The sequence below is a fragment of the Streptococcus sp. VTCC 12886 genome, assembly GCF_049893425.1.
In the GTDB taxonomy this organism is placed as follows: Bacteria; Bacillota; Bacilli; order Lactobacillales; family Streptococcaceae; genus Streptococcus; species Streptococcus suis_AA.
This window is the reverse complement of record NZ_JBMVJB010000009.1, coordinates 30390-48197: the sequence shown is the minus strand read 5'-3', so window position 1 is coordinate 48197 and position 17808 is coordinate 30390. Positions and strand designations below refer to the sequence as shown.

General features: G+C 40.6%; 20 protein-coding genes. 6 read left to right on the top strand and 14 right to left on the bottom strand.

Annotation, left to right across the window (positions count from 1 at the left end; all coding sequences use genetic code 11):
- Positions 1-547 precede the first annotated feature (547 nt).
- Genes ACPC57_RS04150 through ACPC57_RS04140 form a run of 3 tightly spaced genes read right to left on the bottom strand, consistent with a single transcriptional unit; the run spans position 548 to position 2797 of the window.
- Positions 548-1015 carry a deoxycytidylate deaminase gene (locus ACPC57_RS04150; protein ID WP_217374125.1) on the bottom strand — a complete coding sequence of 156 codons (468 nt, stop codon included), beginning with the start codon at positions 1013-1015 and terminating at the stop codon, positions 548-550.
- A gap of 8 nt (positions 1016-1023) precedes the next feature.
- Entirely contained in the window at positions 1024-1761 is a 738-nt protein-coding gene (locus tag ACPC57_RS04145; protein ID WP_434066378.1) for a hypothetical protein, read from the bottom strand.
- A 1-nt stretch (position 1762) separates the two neighbouring features.
- Complete coding sequence (locus ACPC57_RS04140) at positions 1763-2797, bottom strand: M42 family metallopeptidase (RefSeq protein WP_217374127.1); 1035 nt, start codon at positions 2795-2797, stop codon at positions 1763-1765.
- A 65-nt stretch (positions 2798-2862) separates the two neighbouring features.
- On the opposite strand from ACPC57_RS04140, the gene birA reads away from it, so the two are divergent.
- Complete coding sequence (gene birA / locus ACPC57_RS04135) at positions 2863-3819, top strand: bifunctional biotin--[acetyl-CoA-carboxylase] ligase/biotin operon repressor BirA (RefSeq protein WP_217374128.1); 957 nt, start codon at positions 2863-2865, stop codon at positions 3817-3819.
- Here birA and ACPC57_RS04130 read toward each other — a convergent pair.
- The 7 genes from ACPC57_RS04130 to udk form a co-directional block, all read right to left on the bottom strand.
- A complete protein-coding gene (locus ACPC57_RS04130; RefSeq protein WP_434066377.1) occupies positions 3785-3916 on the bottom strand; it encodes a DUF3272 family protein in 132 nt (43 codons plus the stop codon). The two genes, birA and ACPC57_RS04130, sit on opposite strands and share 35 nt — an antisense overlap.
- Positions 3917-4190: 274 nt before the next feature.
- Complete coding sequence (gene dnaX / locus ACPC57_RS04125) at positions 4191-5858, bottom strand: DNA polymerase III subunit gamma/tau (protein WP_434066376.1); 1668 nt, start codon at positions 5856-5858, stop codon at positions 4191-4193.
- The gene (locus ACPC57_RS04120) at positions 5858-6355 is read right to left on the bottom strand and encodes a GAF domain-containing protein (protein WP_130554990.1); all 498 of its coding nucleotides are present in this window, start codon (positions 6353-6355) and stop codon (positions 5858-5860) included. Before ACPC57_RS04120 ends, dnaX begins: the two co-directional genes overlap by 1 nt.
- Before the next feature lie 64 nt (positions 6356-6419).
- Positions 6420-6689: a DUF1294 domain-containing protein gene (locus ACPC57_RS04115; protein WP_130554991.1), complete on the bottom strand. Its 270-nt coding sequence runs from the start codon at positions 6687-6689 to the stop codon at positions 6420-6422.
- A 91-nt stretch (positions 6690-6780) separates the two neighbouring features.
- Complete coding sequence (locus tag ACPC57_RS04110) at positions 6781-7074, bottom strand: hypothetical protein (RefSeq protein WP_434065676.1); 294 nt, start codon at positions 7072-7074, stop codon at positions 6781-6783.
- A gap of 72 nt (positions 7075-7146) precedes the next feature.
- Positions 7147-7320, bottom strand: coding sequence for a PadR family transcriptional regulator (locus ACPC57_RS04105; RefSeq protein WP_434065677.1), 174 nt, complete (start codon positions 7318-7320; stop codon positions 7147-7149).
- Between the two features lies 1 nt (position 7321).
- The gene (gene udk / locus ACPC57_RS04100) at positions 7322-7951 is read right to left on the bottom strand and encodes a uridine kinase (protein ID WP_434066375.1); all 630 of its coding nucleotides are present in this window, start codon (positions 7949-7951) and stop codon (positions 7322-7324) included.
- A gap of 101 nt (positions 7952-8052) precedes the next feature.
- On the opposite strand from udk, the gene ACPC57_RS04095 reads away from it, so the two are divergent.
- A complete protein-coding gene (locus tag ACPC57_RS04095; RefSeq protein WP_434066374.1) occupies positions 8053-9039 on the top strand; it encodes a Gfo/Idh/MocA family protein in 987 nt (328 codons plus the stop codon).
- Positions 9029-10111, top strand: coding sequence for a DEAD/DEAH box helicase (locus ACPC57_RS04090; protein ID WP_434066373.1), 1083 nt, complete (start codon positions 9029-9031; stop codon positions 10109-10111). Before ACPC57_RS04095 ends, ACPC57_RS04090 begins: the two co-directional genes overlap by 11 nt.
- Positions 10112-10377: 266 nt before the next feature.
- Here the strand turns inward: ACPC57_RS04090 and ACPC57_RS04085 are convergent, their stop codons facing one another.
- The 3 genes from ACPC57_RS04085 to ACPC57_RS04075 form a co-directional block, all read right to left on the bottom strand.
- A complete protein-coding gene (locus tag ACPC57_RS04085; RefSeq protein WP_434066372.1) occupies positions 10378-11781 on the bottom strand; it encodes a polysaccharide deacetylase family protein in 1404 nt (467 codons plus the stop codon).
- A gap of 147 nt (positions 11782-11928) precedes the next feature.
- The gene (gene gloA, locus ACPC57_RS04080; RefSeq protein WP_274504212.1) at positions 11929-12312 is read right to left on the bottom strand and encodes a lactoylglutathione lyase; all 384 of its coding nucleotides are present in this window, start codon (positions 12310-12312) and stop codon (positions 11929-11931) included.
- Positions 12313-12418: 106 nt separating this feature from the next.
- Positions 12419-13111: a phosphoglycerate mutase gene (locus ACPC57_RS04075; protein ID WP_217374138.1), complete on the bottom strand. Its 693-nt coding sequence runs from the start codon at positions 13109-13111 to the stop codon at positions 12419-12421.
- Between the two features lie 222 nt (positions 13112-13333).
- Here ACPC57_RS04075 and ACPC57_RS04070 point away from each other — a divergent pair, with 222 nt between their 5' ends.
- The 3 genes from ACPC57_RS04070 (at position 13334) to ACPC57_RS04060 (ending at position 17123) form a co-directional block, all read left to right on the top strand.
- Positions 13334-14518: an acetyl-CoA C-acetyltransferase gene (locus ACPC57_RS04070; protein WP_434065680.1), complete on the top strand. Its 1185-nt coding sequence runs from the start codon at positions 13334-13336 to the stop codon at positions 14516-14518.
- A gap of 25 nt (positions 14519-14543) precedes the next feature.
- The gene (locus tag ACPC57_RS04065; RefSeq protein ID WP_217374140.1) at positions 14544-15713 is read left to right on the top strand and encodes a hydroxymethylglutaryl-CoA synthase; all 1170 of its coding nucleotides are present in this window, start codon (positions 14544-14546) and stop codon (positions 15711-15713) included.
- A 150-nt stretch (positions 15714-15863) separates the two neighbouring features.
- Positions 15864-17123, top strand: coding sequence for a hydroxymethylglutaryl-CoA reductase, degradative (locus tag ACPC57_RS04060; protein ID WP_434066371.1), 1260 nt, complete (start codon positions 15864-15866; stop codon positions 17121-17123).
- 22 nt (positions 17124-17145) lie between these two features.
- Here ACPC57_RS04060 and ACPC57_RS04055 read toward each other — a convergent pair whose 3' ends face one another.
- Positions 17146-17613: an N-acetyltransferase family protein gene (locus ACPC57_RS04055; RefSeq protein ID WP_434066370.1), complete on the bottom strand. Its 468-nt coding sequence runs from the start codon at positions 17611-17613 to the stop codon at positions 17146-17148.
- Between the last annotated feature and the right edge of the window lie 195 nt (positions 17614-17808).

Sequence of the window (17808 nt, the reverse complement as noted above, 5' to 3'; positions counted from 1 at the left end):
ATACATAACGAGAAAGCGATAACTTCTAAGTATGTCTGCGAAAGTTAACTAGTCTGATAACTACCTTTTCGGGACTTAATAACGTTTCTAGTATAGCATATATTCAGTATCTATCCTAGCATTTTCTAAAAAATAAAGAGGGAGTGGGAAAGAACTCGACCAGTCCAAAAAGAGTCACCAACGAGACTTTATTTCTAGTTGTTGAGCTAACACAGTCTATTCCCAGACATCAATTTTTGTGAGCTGACTGCCGTCAGCTTATATCTCCCACTTTAAAAGGTCTCCCAGACCTTTTAAACTCCCACCCCCGCACAGCTCAAACTGTCTGGGAGACAGTTTGAGGTTGGAGATAAAGCGAACTTTGTACGCAACAGTCGTAATGGTCAGATTTGGAGTGTGAAACACGAACTGCTGAGATTTGCTGTGCAAATCTTATCTCCTACCTTTAACAGTCTCCCAGACTGTTAAAGCCAATCAACCACTGCGCTGAGATGTTGACACAAACTCTGAGAAGCGAGGTTGGACTTTCTGCCCAGCCTCCTAAAGTCTAAATAAACTCCGCATCAGCAATCGCCTGTTTCACCACCTCTAACGGTAGATGAACAAGCTCACACCCTTTTTCATCATATAAATACCGCGCATAGTCATCCATACGGTATTCATTAATGTAGACCACCCGCTTGCAACCTACTTGAAGCAATTGTTTGGAACAATTGAGACATGGAAAATGGGTCACATAGGCAGTAAAACCTTTTGGAATTCCCCGCTCCGCTCCTTGTAAAATAGCATTAACTTCCGCATGCAAGGTCCTAACACAATGACCATCAATCATGAGACATTCCTGATCCAAACAATGTTCAGTTCCTGAAACAGACCCATTATAGCCTGTCGCAATAACCTTATTATCCTTAACCAAAACCGCACCAACCTTGGCTCTCTTACAGGTCGCCCGATTTGCAATCAAAAGTGCTTGTGCCGCAAAATACTCATCCCAAGCTAAACGATTTGTTGACATAAGACCTCCTAATCCACCATTCCATAAATTTCAGCTAAGTCTTGGGCTGTAATGATACCAATGACATCCTCCGGAGAATCTATTTTCCCACTCTTTTGACGACTCACAAGAATGGTCGTACGCTTACGGCCCTCAAAATAATTGATCACTTGATAAAGTGTTTCTGAGGAAGGGAAAACGATAACCTGAATACTATCTTCTTCAAAAACAAGAACATCTGCTAAACTGGCTTCCACCAATTTCTCACGAATAGAACCAGCCTCTTTACTGGCTTTGGCTAACCAATTGGTCAGTCCCTTGTCAGAAACCAAACCTTGATAGGCTCTTCCCGAAAAAATCGGAAACTTAGAAAAATGCTTACGATCTACAATTTCTAAAGCCTTTATTAATTTATCCTGAACATCAAAAACAATTGGTTTGATTTTTTGTGTCCTTTGTAAATAATGAGCAATGGTAACTGGCTCTTGGTATTGGGAAATAACTTTTTCCAACACATCAATCAATTCTTGTGACGGCTGAGCCACCTCTTTCAGTCCTGTTCGTTTTTCATGAACCATTAAATTCCGTAACTGACGGGCAACATAAAGTTTGTCCCAATTTGCCTCAATGGGATTATGGGGGCTTAGTTCTTTAGCCTTTGTTAACATCGAACCAACGTCAGCATAGTCTCCATCTGCTACACCACAGACTTTCCTTAAAACCTTATCCAGGTCATTAAATAACTCTAAAAAACGGGTTTCATTCATATTAGTCTACCATTAGCGATTTCAAATAAGCATCCACCATCCGCTCAGTCGCATCAACTGAATCCAAATGAGTTCGTTCATAAGAGTGACTAGACTCAATACCTGCTCCCAGTAAAGCATGCTTAACATCTGCACCCGCACGCATAGCAGCCGATGCATCCGAACCATAGTAAGGATAGATATCCAGCTTATATGGAATTCCCTCTCTCTCAGCAAGAGAAACTAAATGCTGACGAAGTTCATAGTGATAAGGACCTGAAGCATCTTTTACACAAATCGAAACCGTGTACTCGTCCGTCTGCTGGTCATCACCCATCGCTCCCATATCTACAGCCAGATACTCCACAACCCGATCTGGCAAACTTGAATTAGCACCATAACCAATCTCTTCGTTATTTGAAAAATAAAAATGAGTGGTATATGGTAAAACAATCCCATCTTCTTTATAAACCTTCAACAAATGAATCAAAATAGCTGCAGAAACCTTATCATCCAAATGGCGGCTCTTAATAAACCCAGTTTCTGTCACAATTGTTCTTGGATCGAAGGAAATAAAATCACCAACTTCAATCCCCAAGGTACGCACTTCGTCAGCAGTGGTCACTTTTTCGTCCAGCCGGATTTCCATATTGGTCTGGTTGCGCTCTGCTGTACTAGCATCACGATAGACATGGACAGACGTTTGATGCATAAGAATGGTACCTGTGAAGGTCTTACCATTTTTAGCACAATGTATCAAGCAGTTTTCACCTTCAATCGAAGGATAACCAAAACCACCCACCAAATCCATTTTTATACGACCATCCGGTTTGATTGCCCGAACCATAGCTCCCAATGTATCCAGATGAGCTGTCAAAATACGGTGCTCCTCATCATTTTTCCCCGGTACCGTTACCAAAACACCACCTTTTGGTGTTTTAGTCGCCTCATAACCGAAACCTTCAATCTCTGCTTTGATGTAATTCATAATATCCGTCGTATATCCAGTTGGTGACGGAGTTTGAGTTAATGTCACGATGTAATCAAGTGTCTTCATGAAAACCTCCTTATTTGTAATCTATTATATCACGTTTTAAGCGATTTTTTTGCTATAATGAAGTTATGAAAACATATCAAAAAATATATCTTCTTTTGAAAGAAAAAGAGGACTACATAAGCGGTGAAGATATGGCTCAGGAGCTAGGCATTTCACGAACATCCATTTGGAAGGCTATTCGCCAATTAGAAACCCTCGGTTTAACCATTGAAGCAGCCCGAAACCGTGGCTATAAACTGGCTGAAGGGGACTTACTCTTACCTGAATTGATTGCACAGGAACTTAACCTTCCAGTCCATCTCAATGGAAGCAGTGACTCCACCCAACTGGATGCCAAGCAAGGCATTGAACTAGGACATAGTAGCCCAGCCCTCTACCTTGCACCACACCAAAATAAAGCAAAAGGACGATTCGGTCGACCATTTTACGCCTCAAAATCTGGTGGTATTTATATGTCACTTCGTCTATCGCCCAACGTCCCATTTCTTGCATTCAAACCATACACTATATTAGCTGCGGCTGCTGTGGTAAAAGCCATCCAGTCCCTCTGCGACTTGGATGTTCAAATCAAATGGGTCAACGACATCTATCTTGGACGCAAAAAAGTGGCTGGAATCTTAACCGAAGCAATTTCTTCGATGGAAAGTCAAACAGTAACTGACGTCATTATCGGTGTCGGCATCAATGTTCATATTGACGATTTCCCAAAAGAACTACACCATATTGCAGGCAACCTTTTTGAGGAACAACCACCCTTTACCCGCAATCAACTCATCATAGCCATCTGGAAAGCTTTTCTTGAAACAGATGAACATGAATTAATCACACTTTACAAAGAAAAATCACTTGTTGTCGGTCAACAAGTGAGCTTTGTAGAAAATCAAATTGAATTTAAAGGCAGAGCAATCGCCGTTACAGATACAGGTAATTTAGTGATTCAACTAGAGAATGGAAAAGCAAAGACAATCTCCAGCGGGGAAATCAGTCTTACTTCTTGGACTGCTTCTCCACCAGTTGAATAAATTTCGTTACTTTATAGGCAAAACGGAGGTTTCGATAGCCAATATAAGCATAAATTCCAGCTATTAAATAATCGCCTGTCAAAATAGAGGCATTCATAAAGTATACTGCTAATATTGTCGTAATGGCTAAAAAAAGAAATTGAGAAAGTTTCATAAAGTAGATTATACCAAAAAATCAGTCCTTCAGCTGATTTTTTATATGCTTTCTATGTAAAATTATGACTCTGCAAAAACAAAAACACCAAAATGTCAGGTGCTTTTGTAAGGAGATTATGAAAAATATTTAGGATTAATCATAGTATAAATCATCCAAACAGATTGCGCATCCGGCCAGAGACCGATATTGCTGTAGAAGTGGTCAAACCAAGCGCTCAATCATTTCGAATTTCAACTGCGTCGGCCAGAAATCCAAATTCTTCTGGAACTGGGCTGGTTTCGGTTTCAATTTCTTGTGTTTTTTGCCCTTTTGCCTTAGCCGAAAATTCTGCTCGTATGCTAACCCAATCCTCTTGAGCAATGGCTAAAATCTGTGGCGAAAAACCAGCTGCCTTGCTGAGAATGTTTCCAAACATAGTGTTGAGATTATCACGTTTCATAGTCTGTTCGGCATTGAGTGGGGACTCAAAAGCAAGTATAGCATGGTTTTCATTCGCAGCGACTGGTTGAGAACCAACAAGCAAGGCACGATCTGCTCCAGATAAGCTTTCGATGATTTCTCCCCATGCATTTTGCAAACGCGTCAAATTTTCACGCGCCAAGGCTGGATTTTCCATAGCTTCCTGCAAAATAGCATGAACCTTGCTGGTATCCAATCGGTACTTCTTCGGAGCCTGTGGCTTGCGTGAAACTGGCTTAATAGCACTTGGTTGACTAGATAATTGACTTAGTTGTTTCTGCAAATCCGCAACTTGTTCTTGAAGATGAGCAAGTTGGCTGACCAAATCAGCTGGCAGCTCTGCGATTGCTCCCGAAGGTGATCCTTCTTCTGCCAAACGAATTGTCATCATCTCCGCATAAATTTTCGGTTGAGGGCTAGACTTGATGTCTGACAAACCTTTTGTCACCATCTCAATCATCGTAAAAATCCGATCCTGAGCCAGAGCTAGATTTTCCGTAAAACCAGTGGTCAAATGGGTATTTTCACCACCCGTCTGTACAATGAGGAGATCCCTCAAATAATGCAAGAGGTCTGTGGCAAAACGGCTCATACTCTTTCCTTGATCAAACAAGGTTTGTAGATGTCCAAGTGCTGAGGCGCTATCTGCCTGACGGAGACTAGCCACATAATCATCCAAGGCACGTAAGCTGATGGAACCTGTAATTTCCTCAGCAATATCCACAGTTACCTGCTGATGTTGACTAAGACTCAATGCCTGGTCCAATATGGACAAGGCATCCCGCATCCCACCTTCTGCCCGACGTGCAATGATGGTCAATGCTTGTTCATCAAAGGCAAGGCCTTCCTTGGTCAAAATTGCAGCCAAGTGCTCCTGAATGTCCGTCACCTTGATGGACTTAAATTCAAATCGTTGCACCCTTGACAGAATGGTAGCAGGAATCTTGTGCAATTCCGTAGTTGCTAGAATAAAGACCACATTCTCCGTTGGTTCTTCTAGGGTTTTCAATAGTGCGTTGAAGGCCCCTGTAGACAACATATGAACCTCGTCGATGATATAGACCTTATAGGTTGCAAGACTAGGCGCATAGGTCGATTTATCACGAATATCACGAATCTCATCTACACCATTATTGGAAGCTGCATCAATCTCAATGACATCTTCCAAACTTCCTTCCGTAATCGCTTGACAAATATAACAGTCGTTACAAGGTTCACCATCAACCTGATTGGGGCAATTCATGGCCTTGGCAAAAATTTTCGCAGCCGATGTCTTACCCGTTCCACGAGGACCAGAAAAGAGATAGGCATGGCTAATTTTCCCCTGCTCAATAGCTTGCTTGAGCGTCGTTGCGACCACCTCTTGCCCCACCATCTCCCCAAAGGTCTGGCTTCGGTACTTCCTATATAAAGCTTGGTACATTAGCGTTTTTCTCCAAACATAGCAAAATTCCAGTCCGTCTTCTCCACTAAGAGTGCGACGAACTGCTCAAGGTATTCCTGGTCAATGGTATCGTAATCAGCGACCAACCTAGAATCCAAGTCCAAAACGCCCAATAATTGGTCGTTTTTCACCATTGGCACCACAATTTCCGAAAGAGCTGTCGCATCGCAGGAAATATAATTGTCATGCAAACGAACATCCTCTACGATAATCGTCTGGCGTTTAGAAGCTGACTCACCGCAGACTCCTTTTCCAAGTGCAATATGAACACAGGAAACGCCACCCTGAAAAGGTCCCAAAATCAATTCACTACCATCATACAAGTAAAATCCTGTGAAGACAGAGTTTGGTAGAGCTTGATTAAGTAAGGCAGAAGCATTTGATAGATTGGCTAAAGCATTGGTTTCACCCTCTAAAAGAGCCTCCAATTGGGCCAACAATAATTGATAGTTTGAAATTTTTTCTTGTTTTGTCATACCATTATTATAGCATAGATAGAGGAACTTTTATAGTTCGAGCAATACAGAAAAAGGCTTTCGCCTATTTCCACATCCAGTATATCAACAAGGCGTCAATCAAGACACCTACGGCCCAAGCTAGTTGAAAATACTTTTTCTGAGTTTTATGACGAAAATGGGTACCGCCAGCCCAAGCACCTAGACCACCACCAACATAGGTCATCAACAACAAGGTCTTTTCTGAAATTCGGTAAGAACCCTTTCTAGCCTTTCCCTTGTCAAGTCCATAGACCAAAAAAACGATCAGGTTCCAAATCATTAAGAACAATGCAAATCCCTGCTTTACAGACATATCCCCTCCATATCAGTAACATTTATTCCTAACTTTATCACATTTAAAATCGAAGAGCAAGAAAAAAACGACTCAATAAATGAATCGCTTTTTATAAATTTTGAATCGTATTTTGTAGCCATTGTAACTGTGATTGATTGCGTTCAATGGCCCGTGACAGAATTAAATATTGCCCATAAGGAACACATTCACCATCAGTTCCCAAAAAAAGTTCCTCTTTTCGTTTTTCAAGATGACGCAAATGCTTTTCAATAACCTGAATCTGATAGGTTAATAATTCGGAAACTCTAGGATCTGAGCGATCTTCTATAAAATACATTTTTAAAGAAAAGATATCTTTTTGGTGAGGTGTAGATTCATTTGGAATCGCAAGCCATTGTTCCAAAACTTCTCGTCCTTTTGCAGTTAATTCATACTGCTTTTCTTTTTCGTTTCCTGGAACTGCATGGCAAGTTATCTAACCATCTTGAGTCATCCGTTTAAGTTCAGGGTATACTTGACTGTGAGCTACTTGCCAAAATTCTCCTAAATCTCGTTGAACAAAGTCAGTAATCTCTTTTCCAGTAACCCTACGGTTGCAAGTTGCTACTATTCCTAAAATGATATGGGGTAAAATTCTGTCTTTCGGCATTCTAACCACGCTCTCTTAAAATACTCTCCACCTTTGTATTGATTAAGTCGATGGCAACTACATTTGAAACACCCTCTGGTATCACGATATCCGCATAGCGCTTAGTCGGCTCAATAAACTGGTGGTACATAGGTTTTACAACAGTTGTAAATTGCTCTATGATACTATCTAAGCTACGGCCACGCTCCTCCATATCACGTTTTATACGGCGGATAATACGAATGTCATCATCAGTATCCACAAATACTTTGATGTCCATTAAATCCCGAAGACGTTTGTCTTCCAGTACTAAAATTCCCTCTACAATAAATACATCCTGAGGTTCTTGACGATAAGTCCTTTCTGACCGTGTATGCTGAGTATAATCATATATCGGAATATCCACTGAACGCCCAGCCAGTAATTCATTCAAATGATAGATCATCAAGTCTGTATCAAAGGCTAGTGGATGGTCATAATTGGTCAATATCCGTTCTTCAAAGGTTAAGTGGGACTGATTTTTATAGTAGGAGTCATGCTCAATCATTGAAATACGTGCATTTGGAAAGTTATTTAAAATGGCACGAGAGACACTTGTTTTACCTCCACCTGAACCACCGGTAACGCCAATTATTATTGGTTTTCGAGTCATTATCATCTCCTTCTTTCTCAAGTTTGACACCTTTTTTTCATTACTATTTTATCACGAAACATGCTATAATGGAAAAAATAATACAATAGAAATGAGACATTATGATTGATTTTGGCATAATTGGCACTTCTCCTATCACTCATCAGTTTATCAAAGCAGCACTTCAAACGAATAAATATCAATTTAGAGCTGTTTTTTCTCGAAACCATGATACAGCTGAATCCTTTACAAAACCATATGAAAAGGTAGATTTGTTTACTGATTTTTCATCATTTTTATCTTCTGAAATTGAACTTGTCTACATTGCTAGTCCAAATTCCTTGCACTACCAGCAGGCAAAGGCCGTACTCTTGGCTGGAAAACACGCTATTGTTGAAAAGCCAATGGTATCAACTCCAGCAGAATTTGAAGATTTACGCCAAATTGCCTCTGAAAAAGGGCTATTCTTGTTTGAAGCAGCTCGAAACTTTCAAGAAGAATCCTTTCAGACGATTCGACAATTCTTGGCAGATAAATCCATTATCGGTGGGCATTTTTCTTATGCCAAATATTCTTCAAAAATGCCTGAATTGCTAGCTGGAAATACTCCGAATATCTTTTCAGCTGATTTTTCAGGTGGCGCACTCATGGATCTTGGCGTCTATGCTGTTTATGCTGCCATAGGTCTTATCGGTGTCCCACATACAGCTCGTTACGTAGCCCAACAATTACCATCTAGTGTTGATTTAAATGGGGTTGGGCAACTAGTCTATGAAAACTTTACTGTGGGTATTCAAGCAGGAAAAAATATGACCAGTCATCTACCTAGCGAAATCTATACTAGCGAGGGTACTTTGACCTTAAACGCTTGTCAGCATATCAGCTCTGCTATTTTTACAAAAAATAATGGGGAGCAATACCAACTCCCTCTTGCTTCGAAGGACCAATCAATGATTGAAGAAGCCATGCATTTTGCACAAGTCATCGAAGAGGCAAATCACCCATTGGCAGATCAGTGGTTAGATGTTGCTTCAGATGTTCACCGGACCCTCTATCTGATGCGTCAAGACGCAGGAATTACATTTAAGGCGGATACTCATGAAAACTAATTTCCCTTCTGTATGGCAAGAAATGCTGGAAAAAGCTGGTTTTGATAGCTTGACTGATATTCAACAACAAGCATTTGAGCCGATTTTTACAGGAAAAGACTTACTTGCAATCAGTCCAACTGGAACAGGAAAGACCCTAGCCTACCTCTGGCCAAGCCTACTTGCTCTTACCCCCAAAAAATCCCAGCAATTATTGATTCTGGCTCCAAATACAGAATTAGCTGGGCAGATTTTTGAAGTGTGTAAAGGCTGGTCCGAAGCTATCGGATTACAAGCACAGTTGTTCTTAGCAGGATCCAGTCAAAAACGACAAATTGAACGATTAAAAAAAGGGCCGGAAATCTTAATTGGTACACCTGGTCGCGTGTTTGAATTGATTAAATTAAAAAAAATAAAGATGATGAATATCAATACCATCATCTTAGACGAATTTGATCAGCTATTCTCTGATTCTCAATATCATTTTGTAGAAAAAATTATCAACTATGTTCCTCGCAATCATCAATTGATCTATATGAGTGCAACTGCTAAATTTGATCGGCAAAAGATTTCACCTACTGTTGAAACAATCGATTTATCGGAGCAAAAATTAGACAATATTCAGCACTATTATCTGATGGTTGAAAAACGTGATCGACAAAACTTGTTGAGAAAATTTGCAAATGTGCCAGATTTTCGAGCATTGGTCTTCTTTAATAGCTTATCTGATCTTGGTGCAACTGAAGAACGACTAAACTACAACGGAGCCAATATAATTTCTCTCGCTTCTGATGTCAATGTCAAGTTTAGAAAGGTCATTATTGATCGATTTAAAGACCACCAGATCCAGCTCTTACTAGCCACAGATTTAGTAGCTCGTGGGATTGATATCGATAATTTAGAATGCGTCCTCAATTTTGAGGTTCCTTTTGACCAAGAAGCCTATACACATCGGGCTGGTCGAACCGGTCGAATGGGTAAGGATGGAGTGGTTATTACCCTTGTTTCAAATCCAAATGAACTCAAACAACTAAAAAAATATGCTTCTGTTCAAGAAGTTATCTTAAAAAATCAAGAGCTATATAAAGTATAATCTTTTCACTTTCTATTGGTGCGACGCTATTTATCAACTGGATAACCATCAATGTAATACACAATGAACATCAAAAGAGTCCCAGTTTCAGCTATCTGGGAAATCTTAAAGGCTGGAAATATTGCAAACTGTGTTCATATCATTAAGCCGACGATGATATTACACTGTTACTTTCTCATTTCCATCTCACCGCTACTCTTACCCAAACTGATAAAATCCAAAAAAGAACAGAAGTTCAATCAAGCTTCTGTTCTTTTGTTTAGTTATTATTGCGTTGGCATAGTTGCCGATTGTTGATCATAATAAACAAACTGTGTATTTAGATTAGTACCTAAACTTTCTGAAACGGTGACCATACTGTATCCTTGAGAAGTTAAAAAACGCAATACCGAATCCAAGCTCTTAACAGTTTCCTTATGAATATCATGCATCAAAATAAAGGAACCAGGACAAGCATTTGACTTGACTTGATTTAAAATCGCCTGCGGATTGTGTGAAGACCAGTCTAGTGTATCTACATTCCAACAGATGGATGGAAGATTCATAGCGTTTGCGACTTGCTTATTTACTGCACCATATGGAGGACGTACCAAACGTGATCGCTGACCAACTGCTTTTTCTATAGTAACTTGCGTTTTTTCAACCTCTTGACGAATGGTATCCGGAGAAAGTTTGGTTAAATTTGGATGACTCCAAGTATGGTTTGCAATCTCGTGACCTTCAGCTTTCATCCGTTGTAAAATCCACTCATTTCCTTCAATATTTTGCCCGATGACAAAGAAGGTAGCCTTCGCATTGTATTTCTTCAACAAATCCAATACCACTGGTGTCGTTGAGGAATTCGGACCATCATCAAATGTTAGAGAAATATTTCTTGCAGTCTTTCTTCGTTCTAATTCTTCTAACTCTTGCAAATATTCTTTATAACCTGCCACATCTGCTTCAGATAGATAGTTACTGTTTAGAACAGGGTATAACTCCGATATGGGAATTGAAAGCGTGGTTTCTTGACTACCTTGTACGATTTTTACCTTTAGTTGGCTATCTTCATATGAGAATGGTAAACGGTCCAAATCAATGTCACCCATCAAGTTTAGTAGTTGTGTTTTTTCGCTGTCTGACAAAGAGCTTTGATCTAGCTTTTCTTTTAATTTATTAGTTAAAATCTCTCTCGCGGCATCAGAATCTGTAAAAAAGCGTTTCAACGTGAAGAGTTGCTGATTTTCAGTAAGCAAGAGCTCCCCGATGGATTCTTCGCCATCCTTCTCAATTTCAAGTGTCGAAAGATGATATTCCTCGCTTTTGATTACCAGAGCCCGAACCTTTCTAAAGTTAGTTTTCCCAAGCTGGCTACTGACCAAAAATATTCGATTAATATTACCCGTAGGCTTAGCTTCCCCTAATTTTTGATGAACATACTCTACCATTCTATTCTCAACTAAACCAATTTTCTTGCCAGCATCATCGGTTGGAATGGAAGCAACAACATGAGTGGAGCCCACATTTCCTGTTCTCAAGTTCGTTTGACCATGCTTTAAAAAGACACGTTCCTTTCTTCCAATGAACTGGGTTATTTGATTTTCTTGAACACGATGGTAAATCATTAAACTAAAAAAACAAATCATACCAACCAACAGTAGATTGGTTAGTATCAGTAATAATTTCTTCAAGCGAGATTCCTCTTTCATATACACTTAAATCTACACTATAATATACTTTATTTCTTATCAAGTTGTAACCCCAATCAAAGCAAAAAAATCAGCCCCATTCTCGTCAAAATGTTAACAATCGGTGCTGATTCTTTAGGTATTTCTTGATTAATCCGCTCGAATAACCTCCACACGGTATCCATCAGGATCTGTAACAAAATAATAACGACCTGGACTTCCTGGCAAGCCTTTTATATCTGTCGTTGGATAGCCCAATGCTTTGTGTCTCGCATTGTCCCCTTCTAAGTCATCCGAAGAAAGAGCTAGATGTGAGAAGCCATCCCCTACGATATATGGACCATGATCATAATTGTAAGTCAATTCAATCTCAAAGTCATCCCCTTCAAGTGCTAAGTAAACCAAAGTAAACTTGTGCTCTGGATAGTCCTTGCGACGGGTTTCCTTAAATCCAAATCCCTCTTCATAAAATTTTTGAGATGCTTCTAGGTTTTCAACACGCAAACATGCATGTAGCATTTTTTTACTTGCCATAATAAATTCCTCCGACCATTTAATACCACCAGTATACCATACTCTCTATGAAAAATCCGATATTCAAAACTAAAAAAAACCTGAGCGAACTCAGGCCTTAGATGAATTATGCTTCCAAGTAGTACTCTTTCACAATGTTCAAGTTTTCATCCAATTCGAATACAAGTGGTGGGAAGTTTGGAATTTCCACATCCATGATTTCGTCATCAGACAATCGTTTGATGTGTTTTACAAGGGCACGGATTGAGTTACCATGAGCACCTACGAACACGTTTTTACCGTCTTTCAATGCTGGAGCAATTTTATCTTCCCAGAATGGAAGAGCGCGCTCAAGCGTAACTTTCAAGTTTTCTGCATCTGGAATAACTGAGTCATCAAGATGTGCATAGCGACGGTCAGTGTGTGCTGAATACTCATGATCTTTAGCCATTTTTGGTGGCAAAGTATCATAAGAACGACGCCAGATGTGCACTTGCTCATCACCAAATTCAGCAGCAGCTTCTGCTTTGTTCAAACCTGTCAAACCACCGTAGTGACGTTCGTTCAAACGCCAAGTTTTTTCAACTGGTACCCATAATTGATCTGCAGCTTCAAGAGCCAAGTTTGTAGTCTTGATAGCACGTTTCAAAACAGATGTATAAGCAAGGTCAAATTCGATACCTGCTTCTTTGATTAATTTACCAGCATCAATTGCTTGTTGTGTACCTTTTTCAGACAAATCAACATCAGCCCAACCAGTGAAAAGGTTAGCTTTGTTCCATTCAGACTCACCATGGCGAGCAAAAACCAATTTTACCATTATATGGATTCTCCTTTAAATTTTGAGGTTCCCCTCTTGTACTTTTCTATTTTACACGAATTGGTCAGAAAATGCTAGTTTTTCCACAATCTGTTTACGCTTACATTTTTCTTTCTTGAAAATTCAGTCGTAGACCTAGCTTTCTTCTTAGGATTTACGAAAAAAAGTGATATAATGGTTAGGCTGAGCACGACTGTTCTGATTAGATTTCAAGGAGAATTCATGAAGAAAGTAGCTATCGTGTCTGCATTTCGATCTGCTATCGGCAGTTTTGGAGGCAGTCTAAAAGATATAAACATTGCTGAACTTGGCGCACAGGTTCTCGAAGCAGCTTTACAAAACAAACAAATACCAGCTGACGTTGTAGATGAAGTTATTTTTGGCAACGTCCTTTCTGCTGGTCACGGACAAAATATTGCACGTCAAATTGCTTTACGCGCGGGTATTCCAGAGACCACTTCTGCTTATGTGGTCAATAAGGTCTGTGGCTCTGGACTCAAATCAGTCCTTCTTGCGGCTCAATCCATCCTTCTTGGCGATAACGACGTCGTTGTTGCTGGTGGTATCGAAATCATGAGTCAGGCGGCCTACTTATCCAAATCAAGCCGTTTTGGGAGTAAGTTTGGTCATATTACCTTGGAAGATTCCATGTTAAAGGATGGTTTGACAGATGCCTTCAATGACTATCACATGGGTATTACCGCTGAAAATGTTGCCGAACGCTATCATGTCAGTCGCGAAGAGCAAGATGCATTTGCCCACACCAGCCAAGAAAAGGCTGCAAAAGCTATCGCTGAAGGGCGTTTCACTGAAGAAATTGTTCCAATTAGGCTGAACAGTCGAAAAGGCGAAACTATTTTTGCCACAGATGAGTATCCTCGTCTGACGCCAATTGAAAAATTGGCAACACTCCGTCCAGCTTTCAAAAAGGATGGAACTGTCACCGCAGCCAATGCTTCTGGCATCAACGACGGCTGTGCTGTCTTGGTACTCATGTCTGATGAGAAAGCAAGTGAGCTAAATATTCAGCCACTTGCTTATATCGAAGCATACGCAACTAGCGGTTTAGATCCCGCATTGATGGGGCTTGGACCTATTACTGCTAGCCAAAAAGCGCTACAAAAACTGAATAAAACAGTCGAGGATATCGATCTATTCGAACTCAACGAGGCATTTGCAGCCCAATCAATTCCAGTTGTCAAACAACTCGGCATTGATCCTGCAAAAGTCAATGTCAATGGTGGAGCAATCGCACTAGGTCATCCAATTGGAGCAAGTGGCAGCCGGATTTTGGTTACCCTAATCCATGAATTAATCAAGCAAAATAAAGAGCTCGGACTCTGTTCACTCTGCATTGGAGGGGGACAAGGAATTTCCCTCATCATTTCCAATGCTCAGACAAACTAACCTAACCAATAACAAAGGAAACATTATGAACATCGGTATTGATAAAATCGGTTTTGCGGCACCTGATTATGTTTTAGATTTGGCAGATTTGGCCCAAGCCCGCAATGTTGACCCCAATAAATTTAAAATTGGTCTTCTTCAATCAGAAATGGCTGTAGCTCCTGTTACTCAAGATATTATCAGTCTTGGTACAAAGGCTGCTGAAGCCATTCTAACGGAAGAAGATAAACAAACTATTGATATGGTTATTGTCGGTACAGAATCTAGCGTAGATCAAAGTAAGGCAGCAGCTGTTACCATTCATGGATTACTCGGCATCCAACCTTTTGCCCGTTCCATCGAGATGAAAGAGGCTTGTTACGGTGCAACTGCTGGCCTGAGCCTCGCTAAAAGCCACATCTCTCAATTTCCAGAATCTAAAGTCTTGGTTATTGCCAGTGATATTGCCAAGTACGGAGTTGCATCAGGTGGCGAACCTACACAAGGTGCCGGAGCTGTTGCCATGTTGGTAACCGCAAATCCACGTATCTTGGTTCTCAACAACGATAACGTCTGTCAGACACGTGATATCTATGACTTTTGGCGTCCAAACTATGACAAGTTCCCACGTGTTGATGGTAAATTTTCAACTGAACAATATACCGATTGCTTGACAACAACTTTCGACTATTATCGACAAAAAACAGGCAAAACACTTAAAGACTTTGCTGCCATGTGCTTACATATTCCATTCTCCAAGCAAGGCCTTAAAGGATTGCAAGCTATTGCTCAGGATGAAGAAACTCTTAGTCGCTTGACCGAACGTTTCCAGGAAGCTATCGTCTACAATAAAGTCGTCGGCAACATCTACACTGGCTCTATTTTCCTCTCTCTTCTTTCCCTTTTGGAAAATAGCAGAGCGTTAGAGGCAGGGGATCAAATCCTCTTTTATAGTTATGGTAGCGGTGCTGTATGTGAGATTTTTAGCGGATCCCTTGTTGAGGGTTATCAGAACTACTTAGAAGAGAATCGTTTAGAACAACTCAATGAGCGTACAAAACTCAGTGTAGAAGAATATGAACAAGTCTTCTTTAAAGAAGTGTCTCTTGATGAAAACGGAACATCTCTTGACCTACCAGTAGACCAAAGTCCCTTTGCCCTTATCAAAGTGGAAAACCACAAACGTATCTATCGTAAATATAGTCGAATGAATTAGCTTTCAGACAAGGAACTGAGGTGTAGGCAGTACTAGAGTACGGCAAGCCGAAAGTGACGATGTATCAAAGCTAATTCAAATGACTATAGAAGCCAAAATGGCGCCCTTTGGCTCTCACCAAAGGGCGCTTTCTTGTAGAAAGAGGAACCTATGTCAACTTTTTCCGGATTTTATAAAAAATCACGCCAAGAACGCATTGATATTCTCCAACAGAATCGTTCCCTATCCGAAGATAGCTTAGACATTCTATACAAAGACGAAAACCTTCCAGAAGCAATTGCAGGAAAGATGGCAGAAAATCATCTAGGAACATTTTCCTTACCTTTTTCTGTACTCCCAGAACTCCTAGTGGATGGACAGACTCGTTCTGTACCCATGGTCACTGAAGAACCTTCTGTGGTTGCAGCTGCGTCTTTCGGAGCCAAAATCATCGCTAAATCTGGCGGTTTTACAACGACTATTCATAACCGTATCATGATTGGACAAGTTGCACTCTACGCTATTTCGGACCATAGCAGAGCGACACAGGCGATTCTTGACCAGAAGGAGAGTATTTTAGAAACTGCCAATCAAGCACACCCTTCTATTGTTAAACGAGGGGGCGGTGCAAGAGAATTGACTGTTGAGAGTAAGGACGAGTTTTTGATTGTCTATCTTCAGGTTGATGTACAAGAAGCCATGGGAGCCAATATCCTCAATAACATGTTAGAAGCTATTAAGGATGACTTAGAAGAGCTCAGCAAGGGACAGGCTTTGATGGGAATCCTCTCCAACTATGCAACGGAGTCACTGGTCACCGCCCAATGTCATATCACCATCTCAAGTCTGGCTACCAGCTCTGCCATTGCTCAAGAAACTGCTCAAAAAATAGCCCTGGCAAGCAAACTGGCGCAAGTGGACCCTTATCGTGCTGCGACACATAACAAAGGGATTTTTAATGGTATAGATGCTGTCGTTATCGCTACAGGAAATGACTGGCGGGCAGTCGAAGCCGGGGCCCATGCTTATGCCAGCCGTGATGGACAATACAAGGGCCTTTCTACTTGGTCCATTGATGACGATCACTTGGTCGGCTCCATCACTCTACCTCTTCCGATTGCCTCTGTCGGTGGCTCTATCGGGCTCAATCCAAAGGTAGCAGTTGCTTTTGACCTTCTCCAACAACCAAAAGCACGCCAATTAGCTTCTATCATCGCTTCTGTCGGTCTCTGTCAGAACTTTGCTGCCCTGCGTGCTCTTGTTACTTCAGGGATTCAGGCTGGTCACATGAAGCTTCAGGCAAAATCCCTAGCGCTACTTGCTGGTGCCGTAGAACATGAAGTAGACCAACTAGCCCAACTTCTGCGGAAAGAAAAGCACAGCAACCTAGAAACTGCTCAAAACTTATTAGCAAAAATGAGAGAACATTAAAAAAGAGGGACCCCCCTCTTTTTTAATTTATTATTTGCTCCATACGGAACTTTTGTGGTTTCATTCCTTGGCGTTCATAAAAACGGACAGCTCCTTCATTGTCAGCCCATACATCCAAGGTAAGATTGTGGCACCCCTGCTCCTTAGCATAGGAAAGAGCAAATTCATACAGTTGCTCACCAATTTTTTGACCACGGACAGAGCTGGCTACACACAAATCATCAATGAATAAGGTCTTGATTGGTTCTAAAACATCACCGCTTGTAGTCTTAAACTCACAAAATAAATGCCCAACCACTTGTCCCTCTAGTTCAAAGACAAAAATAGGCTTATCTGGATTTTCCAAAAGTGCTACTAATTCAGCCTCAGAAAATTTTTGACCTCCACTTTTAAAAATATCTGGTCGTGCCTGGTGATGCACCTGTAAAATATCTTGTAATAATTCATTTAAAACTGGAATATCAGATGGTCTGGCTTTACGGATTGTCATAAAAAACCTCCCCTTTTTTATATTTTCTATTATAGCACATGTATAGCACATGTTTATTTTTTAACAAAATAGGTCTGCAGACCGATGAAGAATCTGAAAATTCATGTATACTATAAGTGTATCCTAAAATTTTTCATAAATCTCCAAAAAGAATCAGCCCGCCAAGGCTGGTTTTTTTATTGTATTAAAACGAGA